11 protein-coding genes are annotated in these 13,651 nt (G+C 63.0%); 10 read left to right on the top strand and 1 reads right to left on the bottom strand.

Annotation, left to right across the window (positions count from 1 at the left end; all coding sequences use genetic code 11):
• Nucleotide 1 precedes the first annotated feature (1 nt).
• Genes mraY through murB form a run of 6 tightly spaced genes read left to right on the top strand, consistent with a single transcriptional unit; the run spans nt 2 to nt 7,192 of the window.
• Nucleotides 2–1,102 (top strand): phospho-N-acetylmuramoyl-pentapeptide-transferase, encoded by a 1,101-nt coding sequence (gene mraY / locus AMC88_RS14625; RefSeq protein WP_004668823.1) that lies wholly within the window; start codon nt 2–4, stop codon nt 1,100–1,102.
• Nucleotides 1,103–1,109: 7 nt separating this feature from the next.
• On the top strand, nt 1,110–2,522 hold the full coding sequence (gene murD / locus AMC88_RS14620) for a UDP-N-acetylmuramoyl-L-alanine--D-glutamate ligase (protein WP_012484500.1): 1,413 nt from the start codon (nt 1,110–1,112) through the stop codon (nt 2,520–2,522).
• A 1-nt stretch (nt 2,523) separates the two neighbouring features.
• The gene (gene ftsW, locus AMC88_RS14615) at nt 2,524–3,678 is read left to right on the top strand and encodes a putative lipid II flippase FtsW (RefSeq protein ID WP_004668819.1); all 1,155 of its coding nucleotides are present in this window, start codon (nt 2,524–2,526) and stop codon (nt 3,676–3,678) included.
• Between the two features lie 6 nt (nt 3,679–3,684).
• On the top strand, nt 3,685–4,809 hold the full coding sequence (gene murG, locus AMC88_RS14610; RefSeq protein ID WP_012484499.1) for an undecaprenyldiphospho-muramoylpentapeptide beta-N-acetylglucosaminyltransferase: 1,125 nt from the start codon (nt 3,685–3,687) through the stop codon (nt 4,807–4,809).
• Nucleotides 4,806–6,221, top strand: coding sequence for a UDP-N-acetylmuramate--L-alanine ligase (gene murC / locus AMC88_RS14605; protein ID WP_012484498.1), 1,416 nt, complete (start codon nt 4,806–4,808; stop codon nt 6,219–6,221). Before murG ends, murC begins: the two co-directional genes overlap by 4 nt.
• On the top strand, nt 6,218–7,192 hold the full coding sequence (gene murB / locus AMC88_RS14600; RefSeq protein ID WP_004668813.1) for a UDP-N-acetylmuramate dehydrogenase: 975 nt from the start codon (nt 6,218–6,220) through the stop codon (nt 7,190–7,192). Before murC ends, murB begins: the two co-directional genes overlap by 4 nt.
• Before the next feature lie 3 nt (nt 7,193–7,195).
• Here murB and AMC88_RS14595 read toward each other — a convergent pair whose 3' ends face one another.
• Nucleotides 7,196–8,125 (bottom strand): UDP-glucose 4-epimerase family protein, encoded by a 930-nt coding sequence (locus AMC88_RS14595; RefSeq protein ID WP_012484497.1) that lies wholly within the window; start codon nt 8,123–8,125, stop codon nt 7,196–7,198.
• Between the two features lie 426 nt (nt 8,126–8,551).
• On the opposite strand from AMC88_RS14595, the gene AMC88_RS14590 reads away from it, so the two are divergent.
• From AMC88_RS14590 to ftsZ, 4 genes are read left to right on the top strand one after another with little or no spacing between them, the layout of a single operon-like run.
• Nucleotides 8,552–9,478 carry a D-alanine--D-alanine ligase gene (locus AMC88_RS14590; protein ID WP_012484496.1) on the top strand — a complete coding sequence of 309 codons (927 nt, stop codon included), beginning with the start codon at nt 8,552–8,554 and terminating at the stop codon, nt 9,476–9,478.
• Nucleotides 9,466–10,398 carry a cell division protein FtsQ/DivIB gene (locus AMC88_RS14585; protein WP_064825470.1) on the top strand — a complete coding sequence of 311 codons (933 nt, stop codon included), beginning with the start codon at nt 9,466–9,468 and terminating at the stop codon, nt 10,396–10,398. Before AMC88_RS14590 ends, AMC88_RS14585 begins: the two co-directional genes overlap by 13 nt.
• Entirely contained in the window at nt 10,395–11,726 is a 1,332-nt protein-coding gene (ftsA, locus tag AMC88_RS14580; RefSeq protein WP_004668807.1) for a cell division protein FtsA, read from the top strand. Before AMC88_RS14585 ends, ftsA begins: the two co-directional genes overlap by 4 nt.
• A 56-nt stretch (nt 11,727–11,782) precedes the next feature.
• A complete protein-coding gene (gene ftsZ / locus AMC88_RS14575) occupies nt 11,783–13,513 on the top strand; it encodes a cell division protein FtsZ (protein WP_012484494.1) in 1,731 nt (576 codons plus the stop codon).
• Nucleotides 13,514–13,651: the final 138 nt, after the last annotated feature.

Genomic DNA, 13,651 nt, shown 5'->3' with positions numbered 1-13,651 from the left:
AATGCTGATCTGGCTTGTCGAACTGTCGGAATATTTCAAATTTCTGAACCTGTTCAGATATATTACATTCCGCACGGGCGCCGCTCTCTTCACCTCCGCATTGATCGTGTTCCTGTTCGGGCCGACCATCATCAATTCGCTGCGCATCCGCCAGGGCAAGGGCCAGCCGATCCGCGCCGATGGGCCGCAGACGCATTTCAAGAAGGCCGGCACGCCGACAATGGGCGGGCTGATGATCCTTGCCGGCATCGTCGGAGCGTCGCTGCTCTGGGCCGATCTTTCCAACGTCTATGTCGTCGCCACGCTGCTTGTTACGCTCGGCTTCGGCGCGATCGGCTTCTATGACGATTATCTCAAGGTGACGAAGCAGAGCCACAAGGGCTTTTCCGGCAAGGCGCGTCTCGGCATCGAATTCATCATCGCCGGCATCGCCGTCTATTTCATGATGCGCACTGCCCTTGCCTCAGGGACTGCCGGCTCGACCTTCGGCTCCTCGATCGCCTTTCCCTTCTTCAAGGACTTCCTGATCAATCTCGGCATCATGTTCGTGGTGTTCGGCGGCTTCGTCATCGTCGGCGCCGGCAATGCCGTCAATCTAACCGACGGCCTGGATGGGCTCGCCATCGTGCCCGTGATGATCGCCGCCGCCTCCTTCGGCGTCATCGCCTATCTCGCCGGCAACGTGGTGTTTGCGAACTACCTGCAGATCAACTTCGTGCCCGGCACCGGCGAACTGGCCGTCGTCCTCGGCGCCGTGATCGGCGCAGGCCTCGGCTTCCTCTGGTTCAATGCGCCGCCGGCCGCCATCTTCATGGGCGACACCGGCTCGCTGGCGCTTGGCGGCACGATCGGCACCGTCGCCGTCGCCACCAAGCACGAGATCGTCATGGCGATCATCGGCGGCCTCTTCGTCATGGAGACGCTCTCGGTCATCATCCAGGTCGGCTTCTTCAAGATGACCGGCCGTCGCGTCTTCCTGATGGCGCCGATCCACCATCATTTCGAGAAGAAGGGCTGGACGGAAAGCCAGGTGGTGATCCGCTTCTGGATCATCGCCGTCGGCCTGGCGCTGCTCGGCCTTTCGACCCTGAAGCTCCGGTGAGGCGGCAATGATTCCGGTCACGACGCTGAAAGACAGGAAGGTCGCGCTCTTCGGGCTCGGCGGCTCCGGCTTTGCCACCGCGCGGGCGCTGATCCTGGGCGGCGTCCGTGTGACCGCCTGGGACGACAACCCTGACAGCGTCGCGAAGGCCGCGGCAGAAGGCATCCACACCGAGGATCTGCACACGATCGACTGGAGCCAGCAGTCGCTTTTCGTGCTTTCGCCCGGCGTGCCGCTCACACATCCGAAGCCGCACTGGACGGTCGATCTGGCGCGCGCAGCCGGCGTCGATATCGTCGGCGACGTCGAGCTCTTCGTGCGCGAGCGCCGCGCCCACGCGCCGGATTGCCCCTTCATCGCCATCACAGGCACCAACGGCAAATCGACGACGACGGCGCTGATCGCCCATATCCTGAGATCAGCAGGTTACGACACACAGCTCGGCGGCAATATCGGCACGGCCGTGCTGACGCTCGATCCGCCGAAGGCAGAACGTTATTACGTCGTCGAATGCTCCTCCTACCAGATCGATCTGGCGCCGACGCTGAACCCGTCGGCCGGCATCCTGCTCAATCTGACGCCCGATCACCTCGACCGTCACGGCACCATGCAGCATTATGCCGACGTCAAGGAGCGGCTGGTCGCCGGCAGCGATGTCGCGGTCGTCGGCATTGACGATAGCCATTCGGCGCTGATCGCCGACCGCGTGCAGCGAGCCGGCGTCAAGATGGTCCGCATCTCGCGCCGCAACGTGGTGGCCGATGGCATCTATGCCGAGGGCACGAAACTCGTCCAGGCCGCCGGCGGCGCCATGCTGCCCTTCGCCGATCTCGACGGCATTCAGACGCTGCGCGGCAGCCACAATGCGCAGAATGCCGCGGCTGCCGTTGCCGCCTGCCTTGCGGTCGGTGTGTCCGCCGACGACATTCGCGCCGGCCTTGCCTCATTTCCCGGTCTCAAACATCGCATGCAGCCGGTCGGCCGACGTGGCCGAGTCGTCTTCGTCAACGATTCCAAGGCCACCAATGCCGATGCGGCGGCGCCGGCCCTGTCGAGCTACGACCGTATCTACTGGATTGCCGGCGGCCTGCCGAAATCTGGCGGCATCACGACGCTTGCGCCTTATTTTCCGCGTATCGCCAAGGCCTACCTGATCGGCGAGGCGGCGGCGGAATTCGCGGCGACCCTCGGCGAGGCCGTGCCCTACGAAATTTCCGGCACGCTGGAGCGCGCCGTCGCGCATGCCGCAGCCGACGCGGATCGCGACGAGGCGGCTGCTTCGGCCGTGATGTTATCCCCGGCTTGCGCAAGCTTCGACCAGTATAAGAACTTCGAAGTCAGGGGCGATGCCTTCGTCAGCCACGTGGCGGCACTTGACGGAATGACGATGCTGATCGGTCCTGTAGCAGGAGAGAAATGACATGGTAAGCCGCGCGGAACGTGGGCCTCTGGCCGATTGGTTCTGGACCATCGACCGCTTCTTCCTGGCGATGTTCATCTTCCTGATGGGCATCGGCTTCATGCTGTCGTTTGCGGCATCTCCCGCGGTCGCCGAACGTATCGGACTCGAGCCTTTCCACTTCGTCAAGCGCCATGCCGCTTTCATGATCCCGTCGATCGCCGTCATGCTCGGATTGTCCTTCCTGACACCGCGCCAGGTGCGGCGGACCGCGATCCTGCTCTTGATCATCTCGCTCGCCATGATGGTGCTGGTGCTGTTCGTCGGGCAGGAGGTCAAGGGCGGTAGGCGCTGGATCTGGATCGCCGGCCTTTCCATCCAGCCCTCGGAATTCATGAAGCCTGCCTTCGTCGTCGTCTGTGCATGGTTGTTTGCCGAACATGCGCGCCAGCCGGAAATTCCCGGCAACCTCTTTGCCATCATCCTGTTCGGCATCGTCGCGGCGCTTCTCGTTGCGCAGCCGGACCTCGGCCAGACCATCCTGACGACCGCCGTCTGGGGCGGCATGTTCTTCATGGCCGGCATGCCATGGATCTGGATCATGCTGCTCGGCATTGGCGGCGTCGGCGGCCTTTTCACCGCCTATTACGTCTTTCCGCACGTCGCACTGCGCATCGACAAGTTCATGACCGGCGAGGGCGACACGTTCCAGATCGACACGGCGCGCGAGGCGATCATCCGCGGCAGCTGGTTCGGCCAGGGACCGGGCGAAGGCATCGTCAAGCGCATCATTCCGGACGCGCATACCGACTTCATTTTTTCTGTCGCAGCCGAGGAATTCGGCATCGTCTTCTGCATGGCGCTCGTTGCGCTGTTCACGGTGCTGGTGCTGCGCGGTCTCTCGCATGCCTATCGCGAACGCAACGACTTCAACCGCTTTGCCGTCGCTGGTCTGGTGCTGCAGATGGGCATCCAGTCTATCATCAATATCGGCGTCAATCTCGAGTTGCTGCCGGCAAAGGGCATGACGCTGCCGCTGATTTCCTACGGCGGCTCGTCCATGGTGGCAATCTGCGTCACCGCCGGCTTCATTCTGGCGCTGACGCGTCATCGACCGGAAAAGCGCGCGCAGGACCGGAGCCTTTTCCGCGTCCCGCACGGCATGCCGGCGGAGTAAGAGAATATGAGCAAAGGCATCGTGCTGCTTGCCGCCGGGGGGACCGGCGGCCACGTATTCCCGGCGGAGGCGTTGGCCTTCAAGCTGAAGGAGCGTGGCTACTCGGTGCATCTCGTCACCGACAGCCGGGCCGAGCGCTTTGCCGGCAAATTCCCGGCCGAGGAAATTCACGTTGTGCCTTCGGCGACGATCGGCTCGAAGAACCCGGTTGCCGTCGCCCGCTCGCTGTGGACGCTGTGGAGCGGCATGCGGGCGGCCAAGAAGCTGATCCAGCGGCTGAAGCCTGTTATCGTCGTCGGTTTCGGCGGTTATCCCACCGTGCCGCCGCTGCTGGCCGCCACGCGGCTCGGTATCGCCTCGATGCTGCATGAGCAGAATGCCGTCATGGGGCGCGCCAACAAGGCGCTGGCCCCGCGCGTCAAGGCGATCGCCGGCGGCTTTCTTCAGGAAAGCGGCGATGTTTTTTCCGACAAGACGGTTGCGACCGGCAATCCCGTGCGACCGGCGATCCTTGCGGCGGCCGAACAGCCCTATCACCCCTCGCATCCCGGCGAGCCGTTCAATCTCGTCGTGTTCGGCGGCAGCCAGGGCGCGCAGTATTTTTCCAAGGCGATGCCGACGGCAATCAGCCTGCTCGACGACGAGCTGCGGGCGCGGCTTAGGGTCACCCAGCAGGTGCGTCCGGAGGATATGGAGATGGTGCGCGGCTGCGTGGCGCAGCTGCAGATGGGTGCGGATATCGCGCCGTTTTTCAACGATATGGCTGAGCGTCTTGCCAAAGCGCATCTGGTGATCTGCCGCTCCGGCGCGTCCACGGTTTCGGAAATCTCCGTTATCGGCCGCCCGGCTGTGCTGGTGCCGTATCCGCATGCGCTCGACCATGATCAGGCGGCGAACGCCGCCGCACTGGCTGCGACCGGCGGAGCGAAGGTGATTGTTCAGTCCGAGCTTTCGCCGGAACGCATCGCCTCTATACTGAGCCATGTGATGAACGATCCGGAAAAGCTGTCGCACATGGCGGCGGCGGCCAAGCTTGCCGGGAAACCGGATGCGGCAAACTTGCTTGCCGACATGGTTGAGGCTATTGCCGCCGGCAAGACAGTCTCAGAATTCAAGAGGACACGCGCATGAAACTGCCGAAGGCGATCGGTCTCGTCCATTTCATCGGCATTGGCGGCATCGGCATGAGCGGCATTGCCGAGGTGCTGCACAATCTCGGCCATAGGGTGCAGGGATCGGACCAGGCTGACAGCGCCAATGTCCAGCGTCTGCGGGACAAGGGCATCGAGGTCTCTGTCGGCCATCGGGCGGAAAACCTGGGTGACGCCGAGGTGGTCGTCGTGTCGACGGCGATCAAGAAGAGCAACCCGGAACTCATCGCAGCGCGTGAAAAGCTGCTGCCGGTGGTGCGCCGCGCCGAAATGCTCGCCGAACTGATGCGCTTCCGCAATGCGATTGCCATCGGCGGAACACACGGCAAGACGACGACCACCTCGCTGGTCGCGACCCTGCTCGAAGCCGGCGGGCTCGACCCGACCGTCATCAACGGCGGCATCATCAACGCCTACGGCACCAATGCCCGTATGGGCGAGGGCGAATGGATGGTGGTCGAGGCCGACGAATCGGACGGCACCTTCCTGAAGCTTCCGGCCGATGTCGCCGTCATCACCAATATCGATCCCGAACATCTCGACCATTACGGTAATTTCGATGCGGTGCGCGCCGCCTTCCGACAGTTCGTCGAGAATGTGCCGTTTTACGGTTTCGGCGTCATGTGCCTCGATCATCCCGAGGTGCAGTCGCTGGTCGGCCGCATTGAGGACCGCAAGATCATCACCTATGGCGAGAACCCGCAGGCCGACGTGCGTTTCAAGAACGTACGCATCGACGGCACGCGCTCGATTTTCGACGTCGAGATCCGCCGCCGCCGCACCGGCCAGGTGACCGAGCTCAAGGGGCTGGTCATGCCGATGCCCGGGCGGCACAATATTTCCAACGCGACGGCGGCGATCGCTGTCGCCAACCGGCTCGGCATATCGAGCGCCGACATCGCCAAGGGGCTTGCCTCCTTCGGCGGCGTCAAGCGCCGCTTCACCTTGACGGGCGAATGGAACGGGGTGCAGATCTTCGACGATTACGGCCACCATCCGGTCGAGATCAAGGCGGTGCTACGCGCTGCCCGCGAAGCCTGCAAGGGTCGCATCATCGCCGTCCACCAGCCGCACCGCTACAGCCGTCTCGCAAGCCTGTTCGAGGAGTTCGCGGCCTGCTTTAACGATGCCGACAGCATTTTTCTGGCGCCCGTCTATGCTGCGGGTGAAGATGCGATCGAAGGCGTCGACTCCACGTCGCTCGTCTCGCGCATCAAATCCGGCGGCCATCGCGACGCCCGCTTCCTGTCTTCGGCCGAGCTTCTGCCGCAGATGGTTGCAGAGGTTGCAAAGCCTGGCGATTTCGTGGTTCTGTTGGGGGCTGGGAGCATCACATCCTGGGCAGCCGCACTGCCCAAACAACTGGAAGGCCTATCGGGAAAGTCCGCATGAAACAGGTGAACGGGGAAAAGCTTCTCGCGTCTCTCGGAGACGGTGTAAAGGATATCCGCGGTCGTATCACGCCGGATGCCCCCATGGACCGCGTCACCTGGTTCCGGGCCGGCGGTCTCGCCGAGCTGATGTTCCAGCCGCATGATGTCGACGATCTCATCGCCTTCCTGAAGATCCTGCCGGAAGAGGTGCCGCTGACCGTGATCGGTGTCGGCTCCAACATCCTGGTGCGCGACGGCGGCATTCCCGGCGTCGTGCTGCGCCTGTCGGCCAAGGGTTTCGGTTTCGTCGAGCTGGCCGGTGAAAACCGCATCCTTGCCGGCGCCATCTGCCCGGACAAGCATGTCGCGGCGATGGCGATGGACAACGGTATCGGCGGCTTCCATTTCTACTACGGCATTCCCGGCGCCATCGGCGGCGCGGCGCGCATGAATGCCGGCGCCAACGGCGTCGAGACGCGCGAGCGGCTGGTCGAGGTCAACGCGGTCGACCGCAAGGGCAACAAGCATGTGCTTTCCAATGCCGAGATGGGCTATTCCTACCGGCATTCCGCAGCATCCGCCGACCTGATCTTCACTTCGGTGCTGTTCGAGGGCTATCCGGAGGATCGCGCCCAGATCCGCGCCGAGATGGACGCCGTGCGCAATCACCGCGAGACGGTGCAGCCGGTGCGCGAGAAGACCGGCGGCTCGACCTTCAAGAACCCGCCCGGCCATTCCGCCTGGAAGCTGATCGACGAGGCGGGCTGCCGCGGCCTCGTGATCGGCGGTGCCCAGATGTCGTCGCTTCACTGCAACTTCATGATCAATATGGGGCAGGCGACCGGCTACGATCTCGAATATCTCGGCGAGCAGGTGCGCCGCGAGGTCTTCGAGAAAGACGGCATTAAGCTCGAATGGGAAATCAAGCGCCTCGGCGTCTTCATGCCCGGCCGCGAAGTGCGCCCGTTCCAGGGTGTCACCAGCGAATAATGGCTACTTCACTGCCAGTTTCAGGCCTTGGCGCGGCGTGACGACGGGCGTCCAGCCCAGAACCTTGCGTGCCTGGGACATGTCGACCTGCAGCGAACCGCAAAGGCGTTGATAGACGGCCTCCTTCCCGACAGCCTTCGCCGCCATGTGCAGCAACGCGGAGGGGAAGGGGATCAGCATGGGTTTGACGCCGAGCCCCGCGGCAATTCCCCGGATGAGCTCCGGGGTCGACAGGTCCTCACCATCTCCGGCGAGGAAAATCTCGCCGCCGGCGGCGGGATGCGCCGCGCAGGTGATGATCAGATCGACGAGATTTTGCACCGCCACCAAGGTGCGGCGGTTCTTCAGAGAAGCGAAGGGGAGCGGTATCCGCTTGCGGACCAGCCCGACGAGAAGGGCGAAGTTGCCTCTCGCGCCGGGCCCATAGACCAGCGGCGGGCGGATGATGACGACTTCCATGCCGGTGCGGGCGGCGATTTCGCGCAGACCGATTTCGCTTTCCAGCTTCGAAATGCCATAGGGATCGATCGGCATCGGCGCGTCGTCATGCCGGAACGGCCGATTGTTCTCTTCGCCATTGACCTTGATGGTGCTGACGAAGACGAATCTCTTCACGCCCGCCCGGGCGGCCTGTTCGGCGAGGTTGAGCGTGGCGGCGGTGTTGGTCCGGCGGAATTCCGCCAGCGGATCGGCTGCACGGTCATTCATGATGTGAACGCGGGCGGCAAGATGGAGAATGACGTCGACGCCTGCAAGTGCCGCCGTCCAGTCGGTGCTGTCGGTCATTTCAATCGGAAAATGCCTGACATCATCAGGAAAGACAGATGTTTGAGATCTGGTGGTGACCACAAGATCGCAAATCTTCTCTGCATGCAGCCGCTCGACGAGTGGACTACCGACGAAGCCGGCAGCGCCGGTGACGAGGCATCGCATGATCTTCTCCCTACTCAATCCATGCGCCTTCGCTAACCGGAAGTCAGACCCGCATCAATACAAAAGCAGGGATGACCGCCCGCCGCGGCTCTCTGCATTAATCAATCAAGCTGCCACCCGCCGTTGCGGGATGACATCTCAGGCCTTTGACTGAGTTCATCGGGGTTCAGCGTGACACGATATCTTATTGAAGAGATAAGATTTTCCGCCTCTGCTCGGGCCCGTCTCCGATTAATGTGGGAATGGTGGCGAGATGAGCGAAAGGTAAAAGATCGCGAATTTCCAGGACAGAAGTTAACGAAAGTAAACACTTCATTAACCATAATGATGCTCTAATGCATGCAGGTCGGACAAAGGCCCGAAACGGCGCAGACAGCTTCGCGCAAGCGTCGTTTTCAAAGTTGGAAGTTATTTTTGGGGGTGTTGATGAGTCGCAAGCATGTCGCTGTCCTGATGGGCGGATTTTCCTCGGAACGGCCCGTCAGCCTTTCCTCGGGAAAGGCTTGCGCAGAAGCCCTCGAAGCCGAAGGCTTCAAGGTGACATGCATCGATGTCGCGCGCGACGTTTCCGAAAAGCTTGCGGCGCTGAAGCCCGATGTCGTCTTCAATGCGCTTCACGGACCCTTTGGTGAGGATGGCACCATTCAGGGCATCCTCGAATATCTCGAGATCCCCTATACACATTCGGGTGTGCTTGCCTCGGCGCTGGCGATGGACAAGGACAAGGCGAAGCTCGTCGCTGCCGCTGCCGGCATTCCGGTTGCCGAATCACAGGTTATCAATCGATTCGCCTTTCCTTCGACGCATCCGATGAAGCCGCCCTATGTGGTGAAGCCGGTTCGCGAGGGGTCGAGCTTCGGCGTCGTTATCGTTGCCGAAGATCAGGCGCATCCGCCGCAGGTCGTCAGCTCGCCCGAGTGGCATTATGGCGAGGATGTCCTCGTCGAGCGCTACGTCTACGGCCGCGAGCTCACCTGCGGCGTCATGGGCGACGTCGCGCTTGGTGTCACCGAGGTGGTGCCGCAGGGACACAATTTCTATGATTACGATTCCAAGTATGCAGCGGGCGGCTCAAAACACGTCATCCCGGCAAAAATTTCACCGAATATTTACCAAAAAATACAAACATTGGCCCTAAGGGCGCATCAGGCAATCGGTTGTCGCGGCGTCAGTCGGTCCGACTTTCGTTACGACGATCGTTTCTCCGAAGACGGCGAAATCATCTGGCTGGAGGTCAATACCCAGCCAGGTATGACTCCAACCTCGCTCGTGCCCGAAATGGCCGGCCATGCCGGTTATTCCTTTGGTGAGTTTCTCCGGTGGATGGTGGAGGACGCGTCTTGTTTGCGTTGACGGTCAAGAGGATAGGGCGTCCCAGCCATCATGCCGTGCTTCCGACCGTGGAAGCCGAAGAGCGATTCGTCCTGCCGCGTCCGCTGCGTCGCGTCACGCGTTTCCTGATCAGCCTCGGCAGCGGCCGTATCTATATCCCGGCCCATACGGGCACCGTTTCGGCGATGGCCTTCCTGGCCGCGACGGGGCTTTACGGCATGTCGCTCGGCGGTCACACGGAAGCCGTCGCTCAGGCGACGACGACGGCCGCTGGTTTTGCAATCGAGGACGTGAAGGTCTCCGGCAATTCGGAAACCTCCGAAATCGAGATCCTGCAGCTGATCGGCCTCGACGGCACGACTTCGCTGGTTGCACTCGATGTCGATGCCGCTCGCCGGAAGATCGCCCATCTTCCCTGGGTCGAAAGCGTCGAGGTCCGCAAGGTCTATCCGAAGACGATCGAGGTGAAGCTCAAGGAGCGCCAGGCCTACGCAATCTGGCAGCACGGGCAGGAGCTTTCGCTGATCGAAAAGAACGGCAGCGTGATTGCGCCGCTGCGCGACAACAAGTTTTCGTCGCTGCCGCTGGTCGTCGGCCGCGACGCGGAAACGGCAGCGGCTTCGCTCGACGACGCCTTCTCCAAGTGGCCCGACGTGAAGGCGCGCGTGAAGGCTTATGTCTGGATATCCGGCCGTCGCTGGGACCTGCACATGGACAATGGCGTCGTCGTCAAGCTGCCGGAAGACGGCATCGACCAGGCGCTGGCGACGCTGTCGGCGTTCGACAAGCAGCATCAGCTGCTGGAGCGCGACATCGCTGCGGTCGACCTGAGATTGCCGGACAGAACCGCCATCCAGCTGACGCCGGAAGCGGCGGTTCGCCGGCAGACGGCGGTAACGGAGCGTACCAAAGAATTGAAGAAGGCGGGGCAGAATATATGAGCTTGTTCGGTTCATCCCATTTCGGATTGCCGCGCCTGAAGCCGCTTTCGTCGAAGCGGTCGCATATCGTTTCGGTGCTCGACATCGGCTCGACCAAGGTGGTCTGCATGATCGGCCGGCTGACGCCGCGCGAGGAAAGCCAGATCCTGCCGGGGCGCACGCACAATATCGAGATCATCGGCATCGGCCACCAGCGGTCTCGGGGTATCAAGACCGGCGTCATTGCCGACCTCGACGCGCTGGAAGGCGTCATCCGTCTCGCCGTCGACGCGGCCGAGCGCATGGCCGGGCTGACCGTCGAGAGCCTGATCGTCAACCTGACGGCCGGCCGCCTGGGCAGCGACATCTATACCGCGACGATCGATCTCGGCGGCCAGGAGGTCGAGCTCAACGATCTGAAGAAGGTGCTGTCGGCTGCCTGCCAGCAGTCGCTGCGCCAGGATCGTTCGGTGCTGCATTCGCTGGCGACCGGCTTCTCGCTCGACGGCGAGCGCGGCATCCGCGATCCGCTGGCGATGTACGGCGACGCGCTCGGCGTCGACATGCATGTCGTCACCGCAGAGCGCTCGGCGCTGAAGAATCTCGAGCTCAGCGTCAACCGCGCGCATCTGTCGGTCGAAGGTATTGTCGCGACGCCCTATGCATCGGGCCTTGCCGCTCTGGTCGACGACGAGGTCGAACTCGGCTGCGCGGCGATCGACATGGGCGGCGGCACGACGACCATTTCGGTCTTTGCCGAAGGCAAGCTCGTTCATACGGATGCCGTCGGCCTCGGCGGCCATCACGTCACCACCGACCTGGCGCGCGGCCTTTCCACCCGCATCGAGGATGCGGAACGTCTGAAGGTCGTGCACGCCTCGGCCCTTTCGAATTCCTCCGACGAGCGCGAGCTGATCTCGATCCCGCCGATCGGCGAGGACGATCGCGACCAGCCGTCGCAGGTGCCGCGGGCACTGGTTTCACGCATCGTTTCGGCGCGGATCGAAGAGACGATGGAGCTGATCCGCGACCGCATCCAGCGCTCGGGTTTCAGTCCGATCGTCGGCAAGCGCGTCGTCTTGACCGGCGGCGCAAGCCAGCTGACGGGCCTTGCCGAGGTGGCGCGGCGCATCCTTGCCCGCAACGTCCGCATCGGCCGTCCGATGGGCGTTTCGGGGCTGCCGACGGCGGCCAAGGGGCCGGCCTTTTCGACGGCCGTCGGCCTGATGATCTATCCGCAGGTCGCGGACATGGAGACACATGCGTCACAGAGCGGTCTGCTCATGTCGCTTGGGGGAAATAACAGCCGCATAGCCCGGATGGGCCAGTGGCTGAAGGAAAGCTTCTGAAATTTGAGTAATTGGCCGGCGTGGCGATGCGGCCAGAGAGAGAAGGAACAGGTACCATGACCATCAAGCTGCAAAAGCCTGACATCACAGAGCTGAAGCCGCGCATCACCGTGTTCGGCGTCGGTGGCGGTGGCGGCAACGCTGTCAACAACATGATCACCGCCGGCCTCCAGGGCGTCGACTTCGTCGTCGCCAACACGGATGCCCAGGCGCTGACCATGACGAAGGCCGAACGGGTCATCCAGCTCGGCGCCAACGTCACCGAGGGCCTCGGCGCAGGTTCGCAGCCGGAAGTCGGCCGCGCGGCCGCCGAAGAGTGCATCGACGAGATCATCGATCACCTGAACGGCACGCATATGTGCTTCGTCACCGCCGGCATGGGCGGCGGCACCGGCACGGGCGCTGCGCCCGTCGTTGCACAGGCCGCCCGCAACAAGGGCATCCTGACGGTCGGCGTCGTCACCAAGCCATTCCATTTCGAAGGCGGCCGCCGCATGCGCCTCGCCGAGATGGGCATCCAGGAACTGCAGAAGTCTGTCGACACGCTGATCGTCATTCCGAACCAGAACCTCTTCCGCATTGCCAACGACAAGACGACCTTCGCCGACGCCTTCGCGATGGCCGACCAGGTTCTCTATTCGGGCGTTGCCTGCATTACCGACCTGATGGTGAAGGAAGGTCTCATCAACCTCGACTTCGCCGACGTCCGCTCGGTGATGCGCGAAATGGGCCGCGCGATGATGGGCACCGGCGAAGCCTCCGGCGCCGGCCGTGCACTGCAGGCCGCCGAAGCGGCGATCGCCAACCCGCTGCTCGACGAAACCTCGATGAAGGGCGCCCAGGGCCTGTTGATCTCGATCACCGGCGGTCGCGACCTTACCCTCTTCGAAGTCGACGAAGCCGCGACCCGCATCCGCGAGGAAGTCGATCCGGACGCAAACATCATCCTCGGCGCCACCTTCGACGAATCGCTCGAAGGCATCATCCGCGTCTCGGTCGTCGCGACCGGCATCGACCGGGCAATCAGCGAAGCCGCGGAACGCAACTTCCAGCCGGTTGCAAAGCCCGCTATCCGTCCTTCCGCGGCTGTTGCTCCGGCAGCGGCCGCAGTCCAGCCTGCGCCGGTGATGCAGGCACCAAAGGCCATTGATCCGATCGCGCAGACCATCCGCGAAGCCGAGATGGAACGCGAGCTCGAAATCCCGGCCCCGCGTGCCGCCGCACCGCTCCAGCAGCCGGCCACGCAGCAGGAAGTCTTCCGTCCGCAGAGCAAGATCTTCGCGCCTGCTCCGGAAGCTCCGGCCATGCGTCCTCAGGTGCAGCAGCAGGCTCCCGCACCGGTGATGAGCCAGCCGGTAATGAGCCAGCCCATCCAGCAGCAGCCCATCCAGTCGCAGCCGGTCCGGCAGGAGCCGATCATCCGTCAGGCGGCTGAACCGGTTCGCATGCCGAAGGTCGAAGACTTCCCACCAGTCGTCCAGGCCGAGCTCGACCACCGCACGCAGGCGGCTTCCGCGCATGGCCAGGAAGAGCGCGGCCCCATGGGTCTGCTCAAGCGAATCACCAATTCGCTCGGACGCCGCGACGATGACGCGGTTGCCGCCGACATGACCGCCGCACCGCCGGCCGCTTCGCAGCAGCGCCGTCCGCTGTCGCCGGAGGCAAGCCTTTATGCACCGCGCCGCGGCAATCTCGACGATCAGGGTCGCGCGGTTCCGCAGGCCCGGATGATGCAGGAAGACGACCAGCTGGAAATCCCGGCATTCCTGCGCCGCCAGTCGAACTGAGATCGGCGCTTCGGCACCGTTCATGCCCGGGATCCAGGTCCCGGGCATTGCTGTTTTTCGGCCTCGGATTCTCCAGCGATTTCAATCGCGTGACTTCGTAACAATGCGAAAGAAACAGTGATTTGGATTGGAAGGCCG

The organism is Rhizobium phaseoli (assembly GCF_001664385.1).
Lineage (GTDB): Bacteria > Pseudomonadota > Alphaproteobacteria > Rhizobiales > Rhizobiaceae > Rhizobium > Rhizobium phaseoli.
The sequence above is the reverse complement of the archived record's forward strand: the minus strand, read 5'-3'. Positions and strand labels throughout refer to the sequence as shown.

Coding starts and splice junctions, on each gene's coding strand:
- AMC88_RS14595 (WP_012484497.1), bottom strand. CDS start 8,125: ATGCGATGCCTCGTCACCGGCGCTGCCGGCTTCGTCGGTAGTCCACTC.
- murD (WP_012484500.1), top strand. CDS start 1,110: ATGATTCCGGTCACGACGCTGAAAGACAGGAAGGTCGCGCTCTTCGGG.
- ftsA (WP_004668807.1), top strand. CDS start 10,395: ATGAGCTTGTTCGGTTCATCCCATTTCGGATTGCCGCGCCTGAAGCCG.
- AMC88_RS14590 (WP_012484496.1), top strand. CDS start 8,552: ATGAGTCGCAAGCATGTCGCTGTCCTGATGGGCGGATTTTCCTCGGAA.
- murB (WP_004668813.1), top strand. CDS start 6,218: ATGAAACAGGTGAACGGGGAAAAGCTTCTCGCGTCTCTCGGAGACGGT.
- ftsZ (WP_012484494.1), top strand. CDS start 11,783: ATGACCATCAAGCTGCAAAAGCCTGACATCACAGAGCTGAAGCCGCGC.
- mraY (WP_004668823.1), top strand. CDS start 2: ATGCTGATCTGGCTTGTCGAACTGTCGGAATATTTCAAATTTCTGAAC.
- murC (WP_012484498.1), top strand. CDS start 4,806: ATGAAACTGCCGAAGGCGATCGGTCTCGTCCATTTCATCGGCATTGGC.
- ftsW (WP_004668819.1), top strand. CDS start 2,524: ATGGTAAGCCGCGCGGAACGTGGGCCTCTGGCCGATTGGTTCTGGACC.
- murG (WP_012484499.1), top strand. CDS start 3,685: ATGAGCAAAGGCATCGTGCTGCTTGCCGCCGGGGGGACCGGCGGCCAC.